Below are 22,620 nucleotides of genomic sequence, written 5' to 3'. Positions count from 1 at the left end.
ATTATCGGGTGAAGCAATCTGCAACTTGGTAGAGATTACTTCACTTGGTTCGTAATGACGTGCTTTCTAAAAATCTGATTCCAATTCTACCAAAACAGGACAGTGATCGCTGTGTTTGGCCTCGGGTAATATAACGGCTCTTTTTAGTTTTTCTTGTAAAGGCTCGGCCACCAAATTATAATCTATACGCCAGCCCTTGTTGTTGGCGCGGGCATTTGCACGGTAACTCCACCAGGAATAATTATCACCTTCCTCATTAAAATGCCTGAAGGAATCTATAAAACCACTTTTCATAAAATTATCTATCCACTCACGCTCTACAGGTAAGAAACCTGATACATTTTTTAAGCGCACAGGATCGTGAATATCTATAGCCTGGTGGCAAATATTATAATCTCCGCAAATTATTAAATTGGGGAAATCTTGTTTTAACTCATTTATATAGTGATGAAAATCGTCCATAAACTGGAGTTTATGCTCCAAACGGGCAATATTTGTTCCCGAGGGTAAATACAAACTTATAATTGAAAAATCTTCAAAATCGGCACGAATGGTTCTACCTTCAAAATCCATATAATCTATACCGGTGCCATATTCAATATGCAGCGGTTTATGCTTACTTAAAATTGCCACACCGCTGTAACCCTTTTTTTGAGCGGGATACCAGTAATGATAAGGATAGCCGGCTTCTTTAAAATCGTTAAGGTCTAATTGCTCAGGATTTGCTTTTATCTCCTGTAAACAAACCACATCTGGATTTGCCTGTTGCACCCAATCTAAAAAGCCTTTTCTAACGGCAGCTCTAATTCCGTTTACGTTATATGAAATAATCTTCATTTAAGTCAATTTTCCTCAAAAATAAGGCTAAATGCAAGATTTACAAGTTGGATTGTGGAAATTCCAGTAGCTTTTTAGCCTGCTGAAGATGTCGCTCTTCGTGAGCAAGAATAATTTTAAAAGCAGCATCAAGTTTATAGACAATTTTAGGATTTGCAGGAGAAGAAATTACCGCGTTTTGCTCCAGTAAGTCTTCAGAGTCTAAGATTTTCTCTTTTAATTTCTCCTGGTGTTCTATAAATCTTTTTAGAATATCTTCTGAAGCTGTATTTTCAGAAGGTTTCCAAATTGAAAAGGTTTTGGTTTTTTTTGAGGTATCAGGTTGTACCGATTTTAAAATAACTTTTCCGAAGAAATTTACCAAAAAACCCAATTTTGCCGTAAATGGCTTTTTATGATTTTTATTTCTCAGCCTATCAATCACTGGGAAATACGACTCATTTATTAATATTAAATGCTCTAAATTTTGGGTAATACTCCAGGTCTCGGCATCTGGTTTCCTGTGAATTTGGCTTTCACTGAGCTCTCCAAATGTCTTTTTAAACTTATGGGTAAGTTCATCAAGCCTGTGTGTAAATTCTTGAGTATACACCTTTAAAATTATGATTTAAGTCTATTCTACTATAAAGCGTTTTACTTTTCCTACTTCGCGCGTTCCCATTCTTACTAAATAAACCCCTCGTGCTGCGTAAGACATATCAAGCTCATAAACATAGCCTGTACCGTTATTTTCTACCTGATTTTCTAACATTTTTTGTCCTAAAATATTATGAACCGTAATTCTTAGGGTTTCTTCATAATCGGTTTCCATAATTACTCTAAACTGTTTATTTTCTTCTGAAACCACCACCAATTCGGCTTCGTTAAGAATAAAATCTTCAATATCTAAAGTAGAATCGGTAATATTTACTGAATAATCGTGGGTTGTTCCATAATCCATTACTTCGCACGGATTATTAAGATCACCGTCAAAACTGGTATCCCCGGCTCTTATTCGCAGAAGATGTTGTCCTAAAGATGCATCAGCGGGAATACTAAAATTGTAAGAGTACCAAGTATTAGCATTAGGAATAACTTCAGAAGAGATTACGCGTTCATCATCATCAAAAACGGCATCGTCATTAAAATCTATCCACATTGAGAATTGTTCCTTATCCTCTTCAGCAAAGTGAGATTGGACTGAAACGGTAAATTCGCCCTGGGAACGGTCTAAAGTAGCCGAAAGTCCAATAAAATCGGCATAACCATTTCCGCAGGGAATACGTTCGTTGAGGACATCTTCTAATTCAAAAAACGAAATCCCGTCGCCAAAACTACAATCAGAGCCTTCAGGAATACAATCTAAATTAGCTACAGATCTTACACTTGTGTCGTTATTGGCATCAAAATCGTTTTCCAGCCGTGTGCCGGCGGTAATTCTATAGCTTCCGGAAGGTGAAATATCTGCAGTTTGATTAAAAGTATAAACTTCAAGACCTCCAACTTCCAGCGTGCCATTAAAAACTTCTTTTACCGGTGTGTTATTACCAACCTGGTAAAAAACCGGAATATCCTGTTGTGGTTCGCCTCCAAAATTTTCTATACTCACGGTTATTTCTTCTGAATTTCCTAAACTTTCACCGGTTTGCGGAGCATCAATTGAAGTTACTCCAACATCGTTTGGCGGCAAATGCCTAACTGAAGCAGTTAATGTATCATTTTCTCTATTTTCATCTCCTTCTAAATTAGCGCTGAAAAGAAATTCGTAGGTTTCTCCAACTTGAGAAAGATTGGCAGTTTCAGAAAAAGTGAATTCTGCAGAACTTGTTGCTGCAATACTTTCTTCAAAAGTTTCAGTCACTTCAGCACCACCATTTATGCTATAACTAACTTCAAAATTAGATTGCGCATTTCGGCCATAATTCCTGATTTTAATAGTTATTTCTTCGTTTGTACCTAAACTTGCATCTTGAGGAGTAACCAAAGAAACTACACCAAGATCATTATCAAAATCTGGTGCTATCTTAAAAACGCCTACGTGATTTTTCCTTTCCTGGCCTACAAAATACTCACCGTTGTGCCAAAAAGTGAGTCCATCTGCTGCATCTACACTTAAATGCGCATAATCTCCATATCGGGAATTGGGATTTGGACTTTGGCCTTCAATAATATTTTGTTCTTCAATAGTCATAATTCCCGGTTCATCATTTAGATATCTCCCGGTATATCGAAGCGAGGGAAAAACCGGATTTTGCGGATTATCATTTAAAACGGTGTAACCAAGAGCGATATTTCCTTCGGCATCAAGGCCAATACTCCCGCTAAACCGGTCGCTATTATCTGGGGCATAGGTCCCTTCCTGGTAAACGCGCCAGGGTCCACCCGCGGTTTGCTGCCGCAATTCATACCAACGTATCCCGGCATGTTCTGCCGCACTGGGGTCTACATCTACCACAAAATTCATCACTACCGCGTTATAATTCTGAAATCGTCTATAAGTGGTCATATACATCATTGTGGCCTGTAAGACATCAATTTCTGGAGTATCTTCCCCGGGTTGAGAAAGGTTTGAAAAAGAGCCTCCATCAAAAGTGGCTATAAATGGCGAAACACCTTCTGCTGCTCCCAATTCCTGAGATTCTGAAATTGTTGAAGCCGAAGGATTGTTCCAATCTACATTTATGAGCCATAGTTTTAAATGATCTTCATTCACTCCTGCCCAGGAATCGTCCTGAAGAAAGATAATAGGCGAATTTCCCTGTGGTGGTAATTCTCCTCCAATTCCTGAAAATCCCGCCGGACTGTAAAATCCGTTAGTTCTAATGCCGGGTAAAGGAAATGACATAATTTGGGCAGTTTCTCCGTTCAGCATTTTATCTCTTTCTAATGCATATACCACCTGGCTCGTAGCTGCTGTTCTGGTATTTTTATTAGTGGTGATATAATAACCGTCGCCCCAAACTGAAATCTTTGGATAATCTGGTAAAACCCCGTTAGTGGTAAATCTATAAGTGTACCAACCATCATTCATAGGGTCTGGTCCTTGTGAAACCGCGATTAAAAAACTTTCTGGGGTATCGCTAAACTGTGAAATTATAAACCTATCGGCAAATTCGTCATATAAAATAATAGGGTCTCCAAGGGTTTCATTGGTAAACTCGCCACCAATACTGGCAAGAGAAGCAGGTTCCATAATCCTATTCCCCGATTTATCAAAAATGGAAAATGCCGAATTCCAACCGTTTACATAATGGTTTGGTCCCGCTGCCCCGGTAGGATCTGTAGGAGTGGCCTGTGTAGAAGCAGCTTCAAACGTAAAGTTGGGAGCCTTTACGGGGATTTCCCCCATTTTTTGCTGAATCGCTTTATCTTTGATTTTTGGTAAACCTTTTCCCGGAACAATTTTGTTAATTCCACGATTTCTTGGGTTGTAGATTTTGAATTCTTTTCCCGGCGGAATTAATTTCCTTTTAGACATTGCAGAAGAAGTTACTGCTTTGGCAGAATCTATATAAACAGGGCCCGAGGTTTCTCTATCCTGCCCGTGAAATATAGTGTGAAAACCAAAAATTAAAACTAAAAGGAATAAAATTTTCTTCATTGTGATGAGACTTCTTCTTTTACTTTCTAAAAATAATGATTCTATGCGTATCTAAAACAAAAGGAGCGATTAAGTTGATTAATCGCTCCTTTTAATAATTTTAAAAAACACTTTTAAGTTATTTCTTCATCCAGGTCTTAAAATCTACTTCCTGTTGAATAAGTGTTTTAAGCTCTGTAATACCTACTCGTTTTTGCTCCATAGTGTCACGGTAACGCACGGTCACTTTTTTATCTTCAAGTGAATCGTGATCTACAGTTATACACAATGGTGTTCCCGCAGCATCCTGCCTGCGATATCTACGACCAATTGCATCTTTTTCATCATACTGAACTCTAAAATCCCATTTTAATTCTTCAATAATTTCGTGAGCAAGCTCTGGCAAGCCATCTTTTTTAACTAATGGCAGTACCGCCGCCTTGGTTGGCGCTAATACAGCAGGTAGTTTTAAAACCGTTCTTGTTGTTCCGCCTTCCAGTTCTTCTTCTTTTAACGAAGCTGAAAAAACCGCTAAGAACATTCTGTCTAAACCAATTGAAGTTTCAATTACATAAGGCACATAATTTTCTTTTAATTCAGGATCATAAAAACGTAATTTCTTCCCTGAATGTTCTTCGTGTGCTTTTAAATCGAAATCTGTTCTGGAATGAATTCCTTCCAATTCTTTAAATCCAAAAGGAAAATTAAATTCTATATCGGTAGCAGCATTAGCATAATGCGCCATTTTTTCGTGATCATGAAAACGGTAATTTTCTTCGCCCAAACCTAAAGAAGCGTGCCAATTCTGGCGGGTTTCTTTCCAGTGCTCAAACCATTTTAATTCTTCGCCGGGACGCACAAAAAATTGCATCTCCATTTGTTCAAATTCCCGCTGGCGAAAGATAAACTGTCTCGCAACAATTTCATTTCTAAAAGCTTTTCCTATCTGTGCAATTCCAAAAGGAATTTTCATCCGACCGGTTTTTTGCACGTTCGAAAAATTCACGAAAATTCCCTGCGCGGTTTCAGGGCGCAAATATAAATCGGTAGCTGAATCGGCTGAAGCACCCAGTTTGGTTCCAAACATTAAATTGAACTGCTTAACATCTGTCCAGTTTTTAGAACCCGTTTCGGGACAGGCAATTTCCAACTCTTCAATTAGCGCTTTAACATCGGCCAAATTTTCATCGGTAAGTGATTTGGCAAGGCGCTCAAGAATTTCTTTCTCCTCTTTTTTATAACGAATAACTCTTGGGTTGGTACTTACAAATTCTTCTTCATCAAACTTATCTCCAAAACGTTTCCTTGCTTTAGCAATTTCCTTCTGCGCTTTTTGATTGATCTTTTCAGCATAATCTTCAACCAAAACATCAGCCCGATATCGTTTTTTAGAATCTTTATTATCAATTAAGGGATCGTTAAACGCATCTACGTGACCCGAAGCCTTCCAGGTGGTAGGGTGCATTAAAATCGCGGCATCTAAACCAACGATGTTTTGGTGCAACTGCACCATACTTTTCCACCAGTAATCTTTGATGTTTTTCTTTAATTCGGCCCCATTTTGCCCGTAATCGTAAACAGCACTAAGTCCGTCGTATATTTCGCTCGATGCAAAAATATACCCATACTCTTTAGCATGGGATATTACATTTTTAAAAAAATCTTCTTGTTTTGCCATAGCACAAAAATAAAAAAACCGCCCTGATAAACAGCAGGGCGGCCTTTGAATTTTAAGTTTTAATTATCTTAGGTTAAAAGATGCTGTTCCCAGTAAAATTGCATCGGCATATACGTAAAGTTTATAAGTACCTTCCAGCAATCTATTTTCGTTGGTATTAGCTAACAAACACACATCTAACTCGTTGTTTTCGTAATAAACTTTAGAAGCCGCGCTATAAACCATAGGCCCGCCTTCGTGCTCTATCACAATTTCATCACCTACCAATTCATTTTCAGGATTATAAACCTGCACATACATATTCTTTTCTCCCGGCCCGGCAAGATCATTAGCCGTTATAGTAAAGCAAGTTCTAATCTGGTCTATTCTTCGGGTTCTGTCGTTTTCTACCAGTTTACCACTGTTTCTTACAATAACTCCTTCCCCACGTAAATTGGTAACTTTAAGCTGCGCTGCCCGATCTACTTTGTTAGAAAGATCCTGGTTGGTAGTTTGTAAAGAATCTGAAACCCTGGTTCTTTCCTGTAGAATTACGTTAGTACTGTCTAAAGTTTGAGACATCATTTGGTTTTGGCGGTTTAGACTGTCTACCACTCTAAATAAACGATCTTTCTCAGATTTTAAATTGCTAATTTCCCTGCGATAGCGAGAAATTAAAACCAGGTTGGCTTCATTATCTTCTACGGAATCCAGCAAACGCTCTATTCTATTCCTGGCATCTACCAGATTTTGATCCATCACCTGATTTTCATCTATGGCCTCGTCGTATTTCTTAATTAGATCATTAAGCTCGTCTTCTATTACCTCTTTCTCTTTGGTAAGAATTGCCTTATTCTCTTTCTCTTCGTTATAGAATTTAATTGTATAGATACCTAAGGCCAGTAAGGCCACAGCTAACACTCCGGTTAAAATCTTAAGCGCGGTGTTGTTTTTCTTTTCGGTCATCATATTAATAAATTTTGTTTGTAAATTTAGGAGTTTAATAAGGTAAACAGCAAGGACTTAACAAATGTTTCACGATTTAGCAAACCTATTCTATCCTGCAATATGTAACTGCTGTGACAGCCCCTTGTTAAAGACAGAAAAAGTAATTTGTACTTCCTGTTTACATAAACTTCCAACCACTAATTATCACCTTGATAACGAAAACCTTAGCAAAAAAGTATTTTCTGCCCGTTTACCTCTGGAAAATGCAACTTCCCTACTTTATTTTAAAAAGAAAGGAATGGTTCAAAACCTTATTCATAATCTTAAGTATAAAAAGCAGGAAGAGGTGGGAGTTTTTCTGGGAGCCTGGCTGGGAGAAGAACTGGCATCACATCCCGCGTTTAAAAAAATTGATTGTGTAATCCCAGTTCCACTTCATCGTAGAAAATTAAAACAAAGGGGATATAACCAGGTTACCGGCTTTGGACAGGAACTCGCCAAAAAATTAGATGCCGAATTTATTGAAAACGTCCTGGTAAAGAAATCTGGTTCACGCACCCAAACCTTTAAAAAACGTCTTGGCCGGTGGGGCAGTATTGATGCTACTTTTATGATAGAAAATTCAGAAATAGTAGAGAACAAACATATCCTGTTGGTAGACGATTTAGTAACTACGGGAGCTACGTTGGAAGCTTGCGGCAATAAGTTACTGGAAATTAAAAACACTAAATTAAGTATAGCGACTATGGCAATTACCGATTGATACTCACGTTAAAACCTAAAATAATTGTTTCTTTGCTTTTAGATTTCATTTTTAAATTATGCTGAAAAGAATTCCGGGAATTTTACTTGTGGTTGCTCTACTTTTGCTTTGTGTGCAATGCGCTAAAAAAGGAATGCCTGAAGGGGGCCCTGAAGACGAAGAACCGCCAAAATTTATTAGGGCAAACCCAGAAAATTACAATACTAATTTCTCTGCAGAAGAAATCAGGATTTTCTTCAACGAATATGTGAAGTTAGAAGATGCACGCCAACAAATAGTAATTTCGCCTCCAATAGAACCACGGCCTACAATTATTCCAATGGGTACGGCACGCAAAGATGTACGTATCCAAAATATGGATTCTCTTCAGGAAAATACTACTTACACCGTAAATTTTGGAAAAAGCATTGTAGATAATAACGAGGGCAACCCATTACCATATTTTAAATATGTTTTCTCCACCGGTGACTACCTGGATTCTTTAAAAATTTCTGGAACTATAAAAGACGCTAATTTGAAAGCTCCAAACGAATTTATTTCTATTTTTTTATATGAAGTAGATTCAACTTTTTCAGATTCCCTGGTATACAAACAAACTCCAAGATATGTAACTTACACGTTAGACAGTAGCGTAAATTTTGAACTGGAAAATCTTAAGGAAGGCACCTACCAGATTCTTGCAGTAGAAGACAAAAACGATAATTATAATTTTAATCCTAAGAACGAAAAAATAGGGTTTATTGAAGATTATATCACACTACCTACAGATTCTACTTACCAAATCACCATCTTTAAAGAAGAACTGGAATTTGAACCTAAAAGACCAAAACTCCTAAAAGGAAATCAAATTTTATTTGGTTACGAAGGGAAAAAAGGAGTAGATAGTGTAGAAATTAATTTATTAACCCCAGAACCTGAAGGTTTTAAATCCAGGATTGTAAAAGATAGAAAAACCGATACACTTTACTATTGGTATAATATTCGTCCCGAATACGACAGCCTTTCTTTTGAAGTAGTTAGCCCTACCCGCCGTGACACCCTATTCACAAAAATAGCAGAAGCCGACCGTGATTCCCTAAATATTACCACAGAACCTTCTGGCGGAATAGGGTTTGGCCAGGATTTTAAGTTGAAAGCCAACACTCCAATTACAAATTTTAACCGGGAGCTTATTAGTATTCGGGATGGAGATTCAGTAATTGTTCCTTTTAATGCTGAAATGCGCAGGTTGGAAAATGAAATTGTAATTTCTTTTGAAAAAGAAGAAAGTACAGATTATCGCGTAACTGCTTTACCGGGCGCCATTACCGATCTTTTTGAGGAAACCAACGATACCCTTCAGCAAAGTTTAAATACCAAATCTTATGCAGATTATGGTAGTATTATTCTAAGGCTTCAGAATGTTAATCGATTTCCGTTGCTGGTTCAGCTCACTAACGAAAAAGGAGAAGTACAGGCAGAAAAATATTCTAATGGCGATACCAATTTACATTTCCAGTATTTAAAGCCAGGTAAATACCTTATTCGGGTTATTTTTGATGATAATGATAACCGAAAATGGGATACCGGGAATTACTTAAAAAGAATTCAACCGGAAGAAATTCAATATTATCGGGATACTATAGATGTTAGGTCTAATTGGGATATGCCAGAGACTTTTACTTTAGAGTAAATTCATCGCGATCCTGAAGAAATTTTAACTGCCCCCGTATTTCCTCAAGATGTTTTTTATCTAGCGTAATTTCTTTTACAAAAGATTCTTCGCGGTCCAGCTCTGTAAGATTTTTTCCCAAACAATCGTAAGCTGCTGTGTGGCCATTATACTCGTAGCCATCAACGTCATTTCCAGTACGGTTAACGCCAATACAGTAACTCATATTTTCTATAGCACGGGCTTTTAAAAGTGTATCCCAGGCAAAAACACGCTTGCTTGGCCAGTTGGCAACATAGATCAAAAGGTCATAATCTTCGGTATTTCTTGCAAAAACAGGAAAACGAAGATCATAACAAACCAGCGGACAAATTTTCCAACCTTTATAATCAACAATTAATCTATCTTTTCCGGCGGTATAGGTTTTATCTTCTTTAGCGAGCGTGAACGTATGCCGCTTATCGTAGATTTTATAACTTCCGTCAGGAAAAACAAAGAAAAGCCGATTGTAAAAATTATCATTTTCAGAAATAATCACGCTTCCGGTAACTGCAGCGTCTTTCAATTTTGCCATTTCACGCATCCAGTTTAGCGTTAAACCATCGGTTTTTTCGGCTAATTTACGGGCGTTCATACTAAACCCGGTAGTAAACATTTCCGGAAGAATAATAAGATCAATTTCTTCTGAAAGTGCTTTAATTTCTTTTGAAAAAAAGCTGCGATTAGCCTGGGGATCTTCCCATTTTAAATTTGCCTGAATTAGTGCGGTGTTTAATTTCTGTGCCATATTCAAAATTACCAAATTTTAAATATCTGCTGCTAAATCCTTGTTAAACAATTGTAGAAAACTCACATAATGGATAGTTTTAATCTGTAAAATAGCTAATTATGAAAGTACAAGCCTTACTAAATAAAGATTCTTATTCTAAAGCTACCGGCCGCGGGCTTCTTGCAGGAGTACTTGGCGGACTTGCCGGTACAGCGGTAAAAAGCCTGGTTGAACATTTTCTACCGGTTAGAAAAATAGAGCAACGTTCTGCCCAAATTAAAATTGTAGACGATCTTTCTACAAAAATCACCGGGTCTCCTATAAGTGTTAATAATGAAGAATTGGCCGAGCAATTAGTAAATTTCCCTATGGGTGCCAGCGTTGGGGCTGCTTATGGTTTTGGAAAGAAAGACAACGAAGAATTAAATATTAGGGATGGGATAATTTTAGGTGGTTCTACCTGGATTTCAACACACGAAACTTCGCTTCCTATGATGGGGCTGGAGCCTAAGCCTACAGATGTGCCCATTAAAATGCAAATGAACGAGCTGTTTGCCCACGTACTGTTTGGAATTACCACTGAAGTTGTTAGAAGTACCGTTCTTAAAAGACTGAATGAAAGAAATTAATTCTCCAGACTTTTCAACATTTTTCTAATCCTGTCTCCCAGTTTTTCTGAAGATAATTTTTCTCGTAACCTGTCGGTAATAATGGGGAAAGAAAACGGCGTTGGTTTTTCGCAGTTTTTCCAAATGATATTTTGATGCTGAATGCGTTCTAAAGCAAATCTTAATCGGCCTTCTTCCAACTGGTGCTCAAAAGTCTCCCTGAAAGATTGCAAATACAATAAATTATCGTCCTCATAATCTTTAAAAACGCTAAATAGCAACTGCGAACTGCTTTGCAAATGTTTACTTTTAATCAGTTTATTCGGGTAACCGGTAAAAACCATCCCGGCAATTACTGCAATATCCCTGAATTTTCGCCTGGCCATTTCTGTAGCGTTTAAACTTTTATAAAGATCATCCATAAGGAATTCTGCTGAAAAAAGATCGTTATCCAACACTTGCTGCATATGAATTTCCTGGTCTGAGAGCAATTCAAAGCCATAGTCGTTAAAAGCAATACTAAAGGAAATTGGAGAAAGCAAACTGATGCGATACGCCAGTAAACTTCCCAAAGCCTCGTGTACAAATCGACCTTCAAACGGGTAAAAGATTGCGTGATAACCTTCACGGGTTTTAAAAGTTTCAATTAAAAACTCATCCTGCTTAGGGATAATCGATTCCTTTTGTTGTCGTTCCAGAATTGGTTGTAAAGCTTTTAATTCTTCTGATTTTTCCGAAGAACCTGCAGCAGTCGAAGCAGAAGCGGCATACATTTCTTCCCGAAGCAGTTCACTCATCTGCGCGGAAAAAGCCATTCTCCCGCCCATCCAACTCGGTACTTTAGACGTTTTTTTCTTCGATTTCCTAACTAAAACCTGCATACTTTTAATGCGCACTAATTCCAGGTTTCTTCCAGCAAAAGTGAATACATCACCGGGTGTAAGTTTGGAAATAAACCATTCCTCAATCGTACCAATATAACCACCTTTTAGGTATTTTACATTTAAAACTGCATCGCTCACAATCGTTCCAATTTGCAGGCGGTGACGCATCGCAATGCCCCGGTTATTTACTTTAAAAAGTCCGTCTTCTTCAATTTCAATTTTCTTGTATTCATCATAAGCCTGCAAACTCTGGCTTCCTTTAGTTACAAAATTCAATAGCCAAAGCCACTCGTCTTCAGTAATGCCCTGGAAACAAAAAGTAGATTTAATTTCGGGCCAGATTTCCTTCGGAAAAAATCCATTGGAAACCGCTAAAGTTGTGAGGTATTGCACGAGAACATCAAAACTTAACAAATACGGAATTCTATCTTCCACTGCAGTCTTCTGTACCGCTTTTTGTAAAGCTGAAGCTTCAATAAGTTCTATGGCGTGCGTGGGTAAAAAATGAATTACACTTTCTTTACCTGGTTGGTGGCCACTTCTTCCCGCGCGTTGTAAAAACCTGGCCACACCCTTAGGCCCGCCAATTTGAATAATGGTTTCCACAGGGGCAAAATCCACTCCTAAATCAAGGCTGGAAGTGCAAACCACAGCTTTTAAAGTTTCATTTCTAATGGCCTGTTCAACCCAAAGCCTGGTTTCTTTATTAATGCTACCGTGGTGCATTGCTACTTCCCCGGCAAACTCGGGATATTTGTGCATTAATTTCTGAAACCAAAGTTCGCATTGCGAACGGGTATTGGTAAAGAGTAATGTAGTTCTGGAATTTTTTATAATCGGCACTACCTCATCAATCAAGTGTAAACCCAAATGGCCTCTCCAGGGAAACTTTTCCATTTTCTCTGGAATAATAGATTTTACGCTGATTTTCTTCTTCAAGTTCGCTCTTATCAATACCGAATTTTGGAAGGCTTCTGAATTAGGACCGAGCAAAACTTCTCGCGCCTGCTCTAAATTCCCAATCGTGGCCGAGATTCCCCAAATTCGCAAATTTTTTGAAACCGTTTTTAAACGAGACAAAGCGAGTTCCATTTGCACGCCGCGTTTGGTACCTAGCAATTCGTGCCACTCATCAACTACCACGGCACTTAGATTTTTAAATGTTTTATCGTAGTTTTTTGAGGAAAGCAATAACTGCAGACTTTCGGGAGTGGTTATCAGCAAATCGGGCATTGATTTTTTTTGTGCAGCACGAATTTTTTGCGGGGTATCTCCCGTGCGAATCCCTACCGTTAAACCACTCCCAATTTCATCAGCAAATCGTTGCGCCGACTGCTCAATTTCTACGGAAAGCGCACGAAGTGGTGTGATCCAAATTGCTTTTAAACCTTTTTTTTGCTTCGTTTTATAATCCGGGTTTTTCTTTAAATAATCCAGTACTATTGGTACCCAAAGTGCGTAAGTTTTTCCGCTACCCGTGGGTGCGTTTAAAAGTCCATTCTTTTTTTGCAAAAAAGCTGTCCAGGTTTGTTTCTGAAAAGCAAAAGGCTTCCATTCCTGATTAGAAAACCAGGTTTCGGCGATTTTTGTAAGTTGATCTCTATTCATGTTTTAACCCTTCCGTCATTCCTTTGGAATGCCACCTTCCCTTAAAAGGGAAGGGACTTTTGTGCTTTCTATTTACCCATTTAGAGATCCCCTCCTTTTTAAGGAGGGGTGCCCGATAGCGCGGGGTGGTTCACTTCTTAAAATTATCCTCAATTTCTTTCAAAACCGAAGGCAAAAAATCAAACACCATCTTATTTTCAAACCGTATTACTTTAAATCCCAAATCTTCCAGTTTTTTAGTCCGTTTTTCATCATTTTCTTCAGCTAGAGGATTCTTGTGTACATCTCCATCCAGTTCTATAATGAGTTGCTCTTCCGCACAATAAAAATCTACTATAAAATTTTCTATACTATGCTGTCTTCTAAATTTTCTTCCCTTGAACTTTCTTCGTTGTAGCTGTTTCCATAAAAATGCTTCTGCTGGAGTCAAGTTATTCCTTAATGCCTTTCGATAGGGCTCTAAATATTTTCTGTTATGGCTTGGCTTTTTCATTGTTTTTAGGTTTTATCCTGGAACCCTTCCGTCATTCCTTCGGAATGCCACCTTCCCTTAAAAAGGTAAGGAGCTTTTGTTCTTTTTCTTTACCCTTTTAGAGTTCCCATCCTTTTTAAGGAGGGGTGCCCGATAGGGCGGGGTGGTTCAATCGGGGATTAAATCCCGCAACTCACCCAGCGTATTTGCTTCTTGTATATTTTTATCGGTTCGCCAGCGCAGCATTCTTGGAAATCTTGTTGCCACGCCACTTTTATGGCGTTTAGATTCTGCAATTCCTTCAAAAGCGATTTCAAAAACATGGTGTGGTGTCACGCTTCTTACCGGCCCAAAACGTTCTAAAGTGTTTTTCTTGATCCACGCATCCAGTTTTCTAAATTCGGCATCGGTTAAACCGGAATAGGCTTTCGCAAAAGTCACCAGTTCCTTTTTTTCATCATCCCATAGCCCGAATGTATAATCGGTAAATAAATTGCTTCGTCTTCCGTGACCGCGCATAGCATAAGTGAGCACGGCATCTACCGTAAGCGGATCTACCTTCCACTTCCACCAGTCGCCTTTTTTTCTTCCCACTAAATACGGTGAATCCAATCTTTTCAACATCAAACCTTCCGATTTTTCCTCCCGGGCACGCTCGCGTTCTTCGGCAACTTCAGCCCAGTTTTTAAAAGAAATTCTTTCAGATAAATGCAAGGGAATTTCTTCTGATGAAACCTCAGCATACAGCTTCTCAAGAATTTTTCTTCTTTCCATAAACGGCTCGGTTCTTATATCTTCTCCTTTCCATTCTAAAACATCGTAAGCTTTTAAAATCACCGGGGTTTTCTCCAACAATTTTTTACTAATATTTTTTCTTCCAATTCGGGTTTGCAGATCTTTAAAGGTTCCTATTTTTCCATCTGGAAATGGTAATATTTCGCCGTCTATTACCGTTCCATTAGGAACTTTACCAACGAAATCTTCAAATTCGGGATATTTATCGGTGACTAGCTCTTCCCCGCGACTCCAAACAAAAAGTTCGTCATTTCTAACAATTACCTGGGAACGAATGCCATCCCATTTATGCTCGGCGCTCCACTCTTCTACATCGCCCAGTTCTTCCACTTTGCCATCCAGCGCGTAAGCCAGGTAAAACGGGTATGGTTTCGACAAATAATCTTCTTCATTTTCCTCTAAAATCAGTTTTTTGAAGGTGGTTTTTTCGGGTTTCCAATTGCCCATCATCTTATAGGCAAGAATATCTTCGTCGATATCAGTTGCTTTTGAAAGTGCACGCGTCATTAATTTTTGACTTACACCTATGCGAAAACTTCCAGTGATGAGTTTGGTAAACACAAAACGCTCGTAATAATTAAGCTCCAGCCAGTTTTTATGTAAATAGTCCCTTTTCTCTGCTTCGGTTTTAGGTTTTAATTCCAGTATTTCCTGAAGGAATTGATTAAGGCTTTTTTCGGTATTTTCTTCGGCCAGCGGAATCACCAGCGCGATTGTTTCGGCCAGATCGCCTACAATATGATAAGATTCTTCAAATAGCCATAAAGGAATATTAGCTAATTCTGAAGCCCATTGGCGCATTAAAGTGGTATTTACAGGTCTTGGCGGCCTGCGATGCGATAAAATAGCGATGGTCCAAACCTTGTCTTTATCTTCGGCATTTTTAAAATAATGCGTTAAGGCCTCAACTTTTAAGGTAGTTTTATTGGTGCCGTCCAGGGTTTTTATAAGCTCTGCAAAGTCCTTCATTTTAGTTTATTTTATTTACTTATCGACTGTGTTTGAAGTGACAAAGCATTTAGTTTTCGATTTCTTTTTTTGATTCTTCCTCTCCCATTTCTCCTTCATATTGTGTTTCTTCAGTTCGAGCATCATATCCTAATTCTCTTAGATAGCGTGAGAAAATATCGGTATATCCGTGAGTACAGATCACTTTTTCGGCACCGGTAGCTTTTATAGATTTCAAAAGTCCCTGCCAGTCGCAATGATCAGATAAAACAAAACCACGGTCTATAGCTCTTCTTCTACGAGCCCCCCGAAATGTCATCCAGCCACTTGCAGAAGCTGTGACATAAGGCACCATTTTTTTAATCCAGGGGCTGCCGTGGGCACTTGGAGGTGCCACCACGATATTTCCTTTAAATTCATTTTTTTTGGTATCACGGGTAACCCTCGTTGTTTCTGGCATTTCAGATAAAGGACGAATCACCTCTGTCATATTTTCTATAGCGCCATGAGTGTAAATTTTACCGATAGAAGTGTCAAGATGTTTCAGTAAACGCTGTGCTTTTCCGAGGGAATATCCAAAGATCACAGAGGTTCTACCGTCTTCCTTATTTTGCTGCCACCATTTATTAATTTCGGTAAAAACTTCCGCTTGCGGCTGCCATTTAAAAGCAGGCAAACCAAAAGTACATTCGGTGATAAATGTGTGGCATTTTACCGGTTCATAAGGCACCGCTACACCATCGTCTTCATCTTTATAATCGCCGGTAAAAACCCAAACTTCGCCTTTATATTCTACCCTAATTTGCGAAGAACCAATAATATGCCCGGCGGGATGAAGGGAAAATTTTACGCCATTAATGCTAAAAGTTTCATTCCATTCTTTCCCGGAAACTTCAATTTCACCCAGGCGATGCTTTATAATAGGAACATTGCTGTGATGCGTAATATATTTTTTATGCCCCCACCGAGAATGATCGGCGTGGCCATGGGAAATAATAGCTTTGTCTACCGGTTTCCAAGGGTCCAGATACACATCTGCAGCTTCGCAGTAAATTCCTTTTTTATTAAAAGCCAGTAATGGTGGTTTCATTTTTTGAGTACTTAAAATGAAATTACCGAAAATGAAAGGCTTAAAAAAGGGATTAAGAAAAGATTAGCGATTGATGAAATCCTAAACTTTTAAAAGTTTTTTGATGAATTTTATTTTAAGCTTTAAGTATATTTGCAGTACCAAAATATTAAAAATGTCATTTTCAGATTTATTTGATTCGGGGGAACATCTTCGCAACATTAACCATTTTGCATCTATTGTAAACCTGGCGAGTGTAGATGGAAAAATCAATGAAAAGGAACGTGTTCTTTTAGAGCGTTTTGCCCGTAAACTAGATATAAGCGAACAGGAATATAAAATGGTGATTAAACGCCCGGCTGAATTCCCTATTAACTCTTATAATAGTGCCGAAAAACGTTTAGAGCGGTTGCACGACCTCTTTAAGATTATTTTTGCCGATAACGAAATAGATAATGAAGAAGAAACCCTCATTAAACGTTATGCTATAGGTCTTGGTTTTTCAAGTGAAAATGCAGAAAAAATTATAAAAAGATCTATCCAGATTTTTAGCGGTCAACTTAATTTTGAAGATTACCAGTATTTACTGGATAAATAAGATTAAAATATTGAATAATGGCCTAACTGAAAATTATATCACTTTTCTATTAGGCCATTATCTCTATCCATATGTCTGCATAAATTCTTCAGCTTTCTCTACCATATTTTTACTTCCGCAGAAAAATGGCGCACGTTGGTGTAATTCTGTAGGTTGAATATCCATAATTCGACTAAAACCATCGGTGGCCTTACCTCCCGCCTGTTCCACGATAAAGGCCATAGGATTACATTCATATAATAATCTCAGTTTTCCGTTGCTGGCTTTAGAACTTTTAGGATAAATAAAAATTCCGCCTTTAATCATATTCCGATGAATATCTGAAACCATAGAACCAATATACCTTGATGTATAGGGACGGTCTTCTTTTTCTTCTTGGCAGTACTTTATGTATTTCTTTACACCATCGGGAAAATGCACATAATTACCCTCATTCATAGAGTAAATCTTCCCGTCTTCCGGAAATTTCATATCGGGATGTGATAAATACCAAGATCCCAGCGCGGGATTGAGGGTGAACCCATTCACTCCGCAGCCCGTGGTATAAACCAGCATCGTAGAAGTCCCATAAATAATATAACCGGCAGCCACCTGTTTATTGCCGGGTTGTAAAAAATCTTCTTTTGTAACTGGGGTTCCGATTGGAGTCACACGACGATAAATAGAAAAAATAGTTCCAACAGATACATTTACATCAATATTGGAGCTTCCGTCTAGCGGATCCATAAGCACCACATATTTATTTCTATTATCGTTATTTTTACCTGAAATAGTTATAAAATCGTCGTTTTCTTCGGAAGCAATTCCACAGACAATTTCACGATTTATCAGGGTTTGAATAAAAGTCTCATTTGCATAAACATCTAGTTTTTGCTGATCTTCTCCCTGGATGTTGGTATCTCCATGCAAGCCTAAAATATCTACTAAGCCTGCTTTATTCACTTCGTGATTTACCACTTTAGCCGCCAGGCGTAAGGACCTAATTAAGCGGGAAAGTTCACCCGAAGAATAAGGAAATGCTTCCTGATTTTCTATTATAAATTCGCCTAAAGTCTGATTTTTCTTAACCATTATGTACTAATATCGTTAGTTGCGTCAAAATTATTCATTTTATTTAGTTACTAAAACGTTTTCGTAAAAATTATATTGAATTTTACGAAATTTTAATACAACCTATTTTCAGACTTTACTTACTAATTTTTTCAACGGATATTTTATGAAATCCCTAATTTGAAATTTCAATCTTTACTTTTGTAACGAAAACAAATTAAAAAATGGAATTTACAATTAGAAAAGCAAGGCCAGAAGATATGTCAGCGGTTATAGAACTTATACAGGAACTGGCTGAATTCGAAAAAGAGCCCGAGGCAGTAATTATTACTGCGGAAGACCTGAAAACAGATGGTTTTGGGGAAAATCCGTCGTTTACCTGTTTTGTAGCCGAAGCTGCAGGAAAGATTGAAGGAATGGCATTATGCTATTTTAGATATTCTACCTGGAAAGGAAAAACCGTACACCTCGAGGATCTGGTAGTAAGAGAGAATATGAGAGGCAAAGGTTTAGGAAATGCCCTTTATAAACGTGTGATTCAATTTGCGAAAGAAGAAGGTGTAAAACGTACCGAATGGGTGGTTTTAGACTGGAATACCCACGCACGTGATTTTTACAGCCGTAGTGGTGCCACTGTTTTTACCCATTGGTGTACTGTGCAAATGGAAGAGCAAGCAATGGACAAATTTCTCGAGAAAACACGTTAATAATACGCTAAGCCTATATAATTAGCCCTTTTTATTAAAATCTATTCCTACTTTTGTAGAAATACCAGACTTATGGAATACGTTATACGCGAAGCTAAGCGGGAAGATATGCCCGCGGTTTTGGAACTTATTAAAGAACTTGCTTCTTACGAGGGTGCAGCAGATGAGGTTCAAATTCACGTAAGTGATTTGGAACATGAGGGTTTTGATGAAGCCAATTTTAAATGTTTTGTCGCAGATGTAAAAGGTAAAATTGAAGGGATGGCGCTGGTTTATTTTAGGTTTTCTACCTGGAAAGGCCGTACCGTTCACCTGGAAGATCTAATTGTTAGAGAAAGTATGCGGGGCACAGGTCTTGGCGGTGCTCTTTATAAAAGAGTCGTAAAATATGGCCACGAAAATAGCGTTAAAAGAGTAGAGTGGGTAGTTTCTGAAGGGAACAAAAATGCCCAGGAATTCTATGAAAATACGGGAGCAGACATCAAGAAAAACTGGTACACCGTGCATATGGATGAAACCGGAATTCAGAAAAACATCGATTAAATTTTTATGAAGGTTTTTAAGTTTGGAGGCGCATCGGTAAAAGATGCGGCAGGAGTAAAAAATGTTCAAAATGTATTAGAGAAAACCGGTAACGGCCCTAAAGTGATCGTGATTTCGGCGATGGGAAAAACCACCAATGCGCTGGAAATTGTTATTAAAGATTATCTTTTTGAAAAGCAAATTCCCGAAAGCCTACAAGCGGTTGAAGATGCACATTTTGAGATAATAAACGAACTTTTTGCGGAAATTAAATCCCCGGTTTTCAATAAAATAAATACACTTTTTACTGAACTTAGAAATTTTCTTCAGCATAATAAGTCTGAGCAATACGACTTTGTTTACGACCAGGTAATATGCTATGGTGAGTTGGTTTCTACTACCATAGTTAGTGAATATCTCAATTCCCAAAACATAGCAAATAACTGGCTTGATGCGAGGCATCTTGTTAAAACCGATAGTGTTTACCGGGATGCCGGTGTAAATTGGGAAGATACCCACGAAGCAATTCAAACCAATCTAAATATAAGCCAGGTAAATATTACGCAGGGCTTTATTGGTTCAGATCCCAATAACTTTACCACCACGCTTGGTAGAGAAGGTAGTGATTATACCGCGGCAATTTTCGCTTATTGCTTAAATGCTGAAAATGTAACTATTTGGAAGGATGTTCCCGGAGTTTTAAATGCCGATCCTCGAGAATTTCAAAACCCGGAGTTACTTCAGCAAATTTCTTATGAAGAAGCTATTGAATTAGCATTTTATGGAGCGTCGGTAATTCACCCAAAAACTTTACAACCACTTCAACAAAAAGAAATTCCGCTTTTTGTAAAACCCTTTTTAAATCCCGAAAGCGAAGGTACCAAAGTTGGAAAAGGGCAACTTATTTTTCCTGAAATTCCTTGTTTTATCGTTAAAAAAGACCTGGTTTTAATTTCACTTTCCACACTGGATTTTTCCTTTATGGTAGAAGAAAATATCAGTGAGGTTTTCAGGCTTTTTCATCAATATCAAATGAAGGTAGATTTAATTCAAAATTCTGCGATTAGTTTTTCGGTTTGTGTAGACAATAAATTTAACCTGTTAGAAAAATTAATTCAGCATTTAAAAGCCAGGTTTAAAGTGAGTTTTGTGCCAGGAGTTTCCCTTTTTACCATTCGGCATTTTAACGATGAAGCGATTAAAAGCCTTGAAAAAGATAAAGAAATACTGCTAAAACAGCTTACCCATAACACGCTTCAAATTGTAACCCGAAACTAAATTTATATGGGAATTGTAAGTGCTAGGGAAGTTGCCAAAGTAATGAACCTCCAAAAACTAGGTCTGTTTGGAACCTCAATAGGTTGGTTAATTCTTCGAACTACTAAACTTTCCAGGTTAAATAAAGAATACCAGAAAAGAAAAAACTTAAATGGAATTGATTTTATTGATTCAATTTTAGAAGGTTTTGAAATAGATTTTGAAATTCCCGAGAAAGATTTAAAAAGAATTCCCAAATCTGGTGCATTTATTACCATTTCTAATCATCCTCTTGGCGGAATTGATGGAATGATTTTAATGAAATTATTACTACACCAGCGCCCCGATTATAAGGTAATTGCTAATTTTCTTTTGCATCGTTTAGACCCGTTACGGCCTTATATTATGCCGGTGAATCCTTTTGAAGACCATAAGGATGCAAAGTCTAGTTTAGGCGGAATTAAAGAAGCAATTTCTCATTTAAAAGAAGGCCACGCCCTGGGAATGTTTCCGGCAGGCGAAGTTTCCACCTATAAAGACGAGAAACTTATTGTAGACAAGCCCTGGGAACCTGCTGCAATGAAACTTATTCAAAAGGCAAAAGTTCCGGTTGTTCCTATTTATTTCCACGCTAAAAATTCTACTTTTTTCTATAAGTTGGCTTCCATGAGCGATATTTTGCGCACCGCCAAACTCCCCAGCGAAATGCTTACTCAAAAAAGAAGAAAAATTAAGGTGCGGATTGGAAATCCCATTTTGGTAGAAGACCAATTAGAACATTCAAATTTAGAAGCTTTTACTGCATTTTTACGTCGAAAAACCTATATGCTGGCCAACGTTTTTGAAAAGAAAAAACTTTTTGAGAAAATACCCAAACACCTAAAACTTCCAAAATCTCCCAAAAAAATTGCAGCAGAAACGGCGCAGGCACTTATGGAAATAGAGGTAGAAAACTGCCGCCAAATGGACAAGCGGTTACTCTCCAGTAAGAATTATGAAGTTTTCCTTGCAAAAAAAGAGGTGATTCCGCATATCGTAGCCGAGCTTGGAAGGTTACGGGAAATCACTTTTAGGGCAATTGGTGAAGGCACCAACAATGCTACCGACCTTGATAAATTTGACGAATATTATTACCACTTGTTTTTATGGGATAATGAAGCCAAAAAAGTAGCCGGTGCTTACCGCATGGGAATGGGAAATGAAATTTATGCCAGGCAAGGGATTAATGGATTTTACCTTCAGGAATTATTTAGGTTTGAGCCAGAATTGCATAAAATGATGAGCCAGTCTATAGAAATGGGCCGCGCATTTATCATTAAAGAATATCAGCAAAAACCAATGCCGCTCTTTTTACTTTGGAAAGGGATTGTACATTGCACCCTACGTTTTCCTGAGCATAAATACCTTATTGGCGGCGTTAGCATTAGTAATAAATTCTCAAATTTCTCTAAATCTTTAATGATCGAGTTTATGAAATCTCATTATTTCGATCCAAATGTGGCGCAATATATTAAACCGAAAAAAGAGTTTAAAGTAAAACTAAAAGACGCCGATAAAGATCTTGTTTTTGACGCCAGCGATGCCGATCTCAATAAATTCGATAAGATTATTGATGAAATTGAACCAGAAAATATGCGTTTACCGGTTTTAATTAAAAAATACATTAAACAGAATGCAAAAGTAGTGGCCTTTAATGTAGACCCACTTTTTAATAATGCGGTAGATGGATTAATGTATATAAAAATTGAAGATTTACCTGAAAGCACCGTAAAACCGGTGATGGAAGAGTTTCAGAAAGAACTGGAAGAAAAATTTAATTCAATACATTAAGCTGTTAATTTCATGTTATTCTGAAGCATTCATTATGAAGGTTTTTAATTCATCCTTATCTTCAAACTGATTAAAAATTTAAAGAAAA

Annotated in this window: 19 protein-coding genes; 8 read left to right on the top strand and 11 right to left on the bottom strand. The window is 37.8% G+C overall.

Translation table 11 applies throughout. The features are described 5' to 3' along the window. Nucleotides 1-66: 66 nt before the first annotated feature. The 5 genes from AACZ30_RS00160 to AACZ30_RS00140 all read right to left on the bottom strand — a co-directional run bounded on the left by AACZ30_RS00160 (nt 67) and on the right by AACZ30_RS00140 (nt 7,022). Nucleotides 67-837, bottom strand: coding sequence for an exodeoxyribonuclease III (locus tag AACZ30_RS00160; protein WP_339646447.1), 771 nt, complete (start codon nt 835-837; stop codon nt 67-69). Nucleotides 838-877: 40 nt separating this feature from the next. Further along, the gene (locus AACZ30_RS00155) at nt 878-1,429 is read right to left on the bottom strand and encodes a DinB family protein (RefSeq protein WP_339646444.1); all 552 of its coding nucleotides are present in this window, start codon (nt 1,427-1,429) and stop codon (nt 878-880) included. A gap of 21 nt (nt 1,430-1,450) precedes the next feature. Beyond that, entirely contained in the window at nt 1,451-4,417 is a 2,967-nt protein-coding gene (locus AACZ30_RS00150) for a GEVED domain-containing protein (RefSeq protein WP_339646442.1), read from the bottom strand. Nucleotides 4,418-4,535: 118 nt separating this feature from the next. Beyond that, nucleotides 4,536-6,074, bottom strand: coding sequence for a glycine--tRNA ligase (locus tag AACZ30_RS00145; protein ID WP_339646439.1), 1,539 nt, complete (start codon nt 6,072-6,074; stop codon nt 4,536-4,538). A gap of 63 nt (nt 6,075-6,137) precedes the next feature. After that, entirely contained in the window at nt 6,138-7,022 is an 885-nt protein-coding gene (locus AACZ30_RS00140) for a hypothetical protein (RefSeq protein WP_339646436.1), read from the bottom strand. 61 nt (nt 7,023-7,083) lie between these two features. Here AACZ30_RS00140 and AACZ30_RS00135 point away from each other — a divergent pair, with 61 nt between their 5' ends. Both AACZ30_RS00135 and AACZ30_RS00130 read left to right on the top strand, forming a co-directional pair. After that, entirely contained in the window at nt 7,084-7,764 is a 681-nt protein-coding gene (locus AACZ30_RS00135) for a phosphoribosyltransferase family protein (RefSeq protein WP_339646433.1), read from the top strand. A 58-nt stretch (nt 7,765-7,822) separates the two neighbouring features. After that, a complete protein-coding gene (locus tag AACZ30_RS00130) occupies nt 7,823-9,436 on the top strand; it encodes an Ig-like domain-containing protein (protein ID WP_339646430.1) in 1,614 nt (537 codons plus the stop codon). Here the strand turns inward: AACZ30_RS00130 and AACZ30_RS00125 are convergent. Further along, nucleotides 9,423-10,202, bottom strand: a complete 780-nt coding sequence (locus AACZ30_RS00125; RefSeq protein ID WP_339646427.1) for an amidohydrolase — start codon at nt 10,200-10,202, stop codon at nt 9,423-9,425. The two genes, AACZ30_RS00130 and AACZ30_RS00125, sit on opposite strands and share 14 nt — an antisense overlap. A gap of 101 nt (nt 10,203-10,303) precedes the next feature. Between AACZ30_RS00125 and AACZ30_RS00120 the strand changes: the two genes are divergently transcribed. After that, nucleotides 10,304-10,813 carry a DUF1440 domain-containing protein gene (locus tag AACZ30_RS00120; protein WP_075325559.1) on the top strand — a complete coding sequence of 170 codons (510 nt, stop codon included), beginning with the start codon at nt 10,304-10,306 and terminating at the stop codon, nt 10,811-10,813. On the opposite strand, the gene AACZ30_RS00115 is transcribed toward AACZ30_RS00120, so the two are convergent. The 4 genes from AACZ30_RS00115 to AACZ30_RS00100 form a co-directional block, all read right to left on the bottom strand. Next, nucleotides 10,810-13,284, bottom strand: a complete 2,475-nt coding sequence (locus tag AACZ30_RS00115) for a ligase-associated DNA damage response DEXH box helicase (protein ID WP_339646423.1) — start codon at nt 13,282-13,284, stop codon at nt 10,810-10,812. The two genes, AACZ30_RS00120 and AACZ30_RS00115, sit on opposite strands and share 4 nt — an antisense overlap. Nucleotides 13,285-13,414: 130 nt before the next feature. Then, nucleotides 13,415-13,777 carry an endonuclease domain-containing protein gene (locus AACZ30_RS00110; protein ID WP_339646420.1) on the bottom strand — a complete coding sequence of 121 codons (363 nt, stop codon included), beginning with the start codon at nt 13,775-13,777 and terminating at the stop codon, nt 13,415-13,417. A 147-nt stretch (nt 13,778-13,924) separates the two neighbouring features. After that, nucleotides 13,925-15,520, bottom strand: a complete 1,596-nt coding sequence (locus tag AACZ30_RS00105; protein WP_339646417.1) for an ATP-dependent DNA ligase — start codon at nt 15,518-15,520, stop codon at nt 13,925-13,927. Nucleotides 15,521-15,569: 49 nt separating this feature from the next. Then, nucleotides 15,570-16,589: a ligase-associated DNA damage response exonuclease gene (locus tag AACZ30_RS00100; protein WP_339646414.1), complete on the bottom strand. Its 1,020-nt coding sequence runs from the start codon at nt 16,587-16,589 to the stop codon at nt 15,570-15,572. A gap of 154 nt (nt 16,590-16,743) precedes the next feature. Here AACZ30_RS00100 and AACZ30_RS00095 point away from each other — a divergent pair, with 154 nt between their 5' ends. Next, nucleotides 16,744-17,166: a hypothetical protein gene (locus tag AACZ30_RS00095; protein WP_093306129.1), complete on the top strand. Its 423-nt coding sequence runs from the start codon at nt 16,744-16,746 to the stop codon at nt 17,164-17,166. Between the two features lie 63 nt (nt 17,167-17,229). Here the strand turns inward: AACZ30_RS00095 and fbp are convergent, their stop codons facing one another. After that, entirely contained in the window at nt 17,230-18,237 is a 1,008-nt protein-coding gene (fbp, locus tag AACZ30_RS00090; protein WP_075325555.1) for a class 1 fructose-bisphosphatase, read from the bottom strand. 203 nt (nt 18,238-18,440) lie between these two features. On the opposite strand from fbp, the gene AACZ30_RS00085 reads away from it, so the two are divergent. From AACZ30_RS00085 to AACZ30_RS00070, 4 genes are all read left to right on the top strand, one after another. Then, nucleotides 18,441-18,923 (top strand): GNAT family N-acetyltransferase, encoded by a 483-nt coding sequence (locus tag AACZ30_RS00085; protein WP_075325554.1) that lies wholly within the window; start codon nt 18,441-18,443, stop codon nt 18,921-18,923. Nucleotides 18,924-18,995: 72 nt separating this feature from the next. Beyond that, complete coding sequence (locus AACZ30_RS00080; protein ID WP_075325553.1) at nt 18,996-19,466, top strand: GNAT family N-acetyltransferase; 471 nt, start codon at nt 18,996-18,998, stop codon at nt 19,464-19,466. Nucleotides 19,467-19,472: 6 nt separating this feature from the next. After that, nucleotides 19,473-20,723 carry an aspartate kinase gene (locus tag AACZ30_RS00075; protein WP_075325552.1) on the top strand — a complete coding sequence of 417 codons (1,251 nt, stop codon included), beginning with the start codon at nt 19,473-19,475 and terminating at the stop codon, nt 20,721-20,723. A gap of 6 nt (nt 20,724-20,729) precedes the next feature. Next, nucleotides 20,730-22,532, top strand: coding sequence for a lysophospholipid acyltransferase family protein (locus AACZ30_RS00070; protein ID WP_339646408.1), 1,803 nt, complete (start codon nt 20,730-20,732; stop codon nt 22,530-22,532). Nucleotides 22,533-22,620 lie beyond the last annotated feature (88 nt).

It is taken from the genome of uncultured Salegentibacter sp. (assembly GCF_963972535.1).
Classification (GTDB): Bacteria; Bacteroidota; Bacteroidia; order Flavobacteriales; family Flavobacteriaceae; genus Salegentibacter.
Note: the sequence above shows the minus strand (reverse complement) of the source record. Positions and strands in the feature narration are given on the sequence as shown.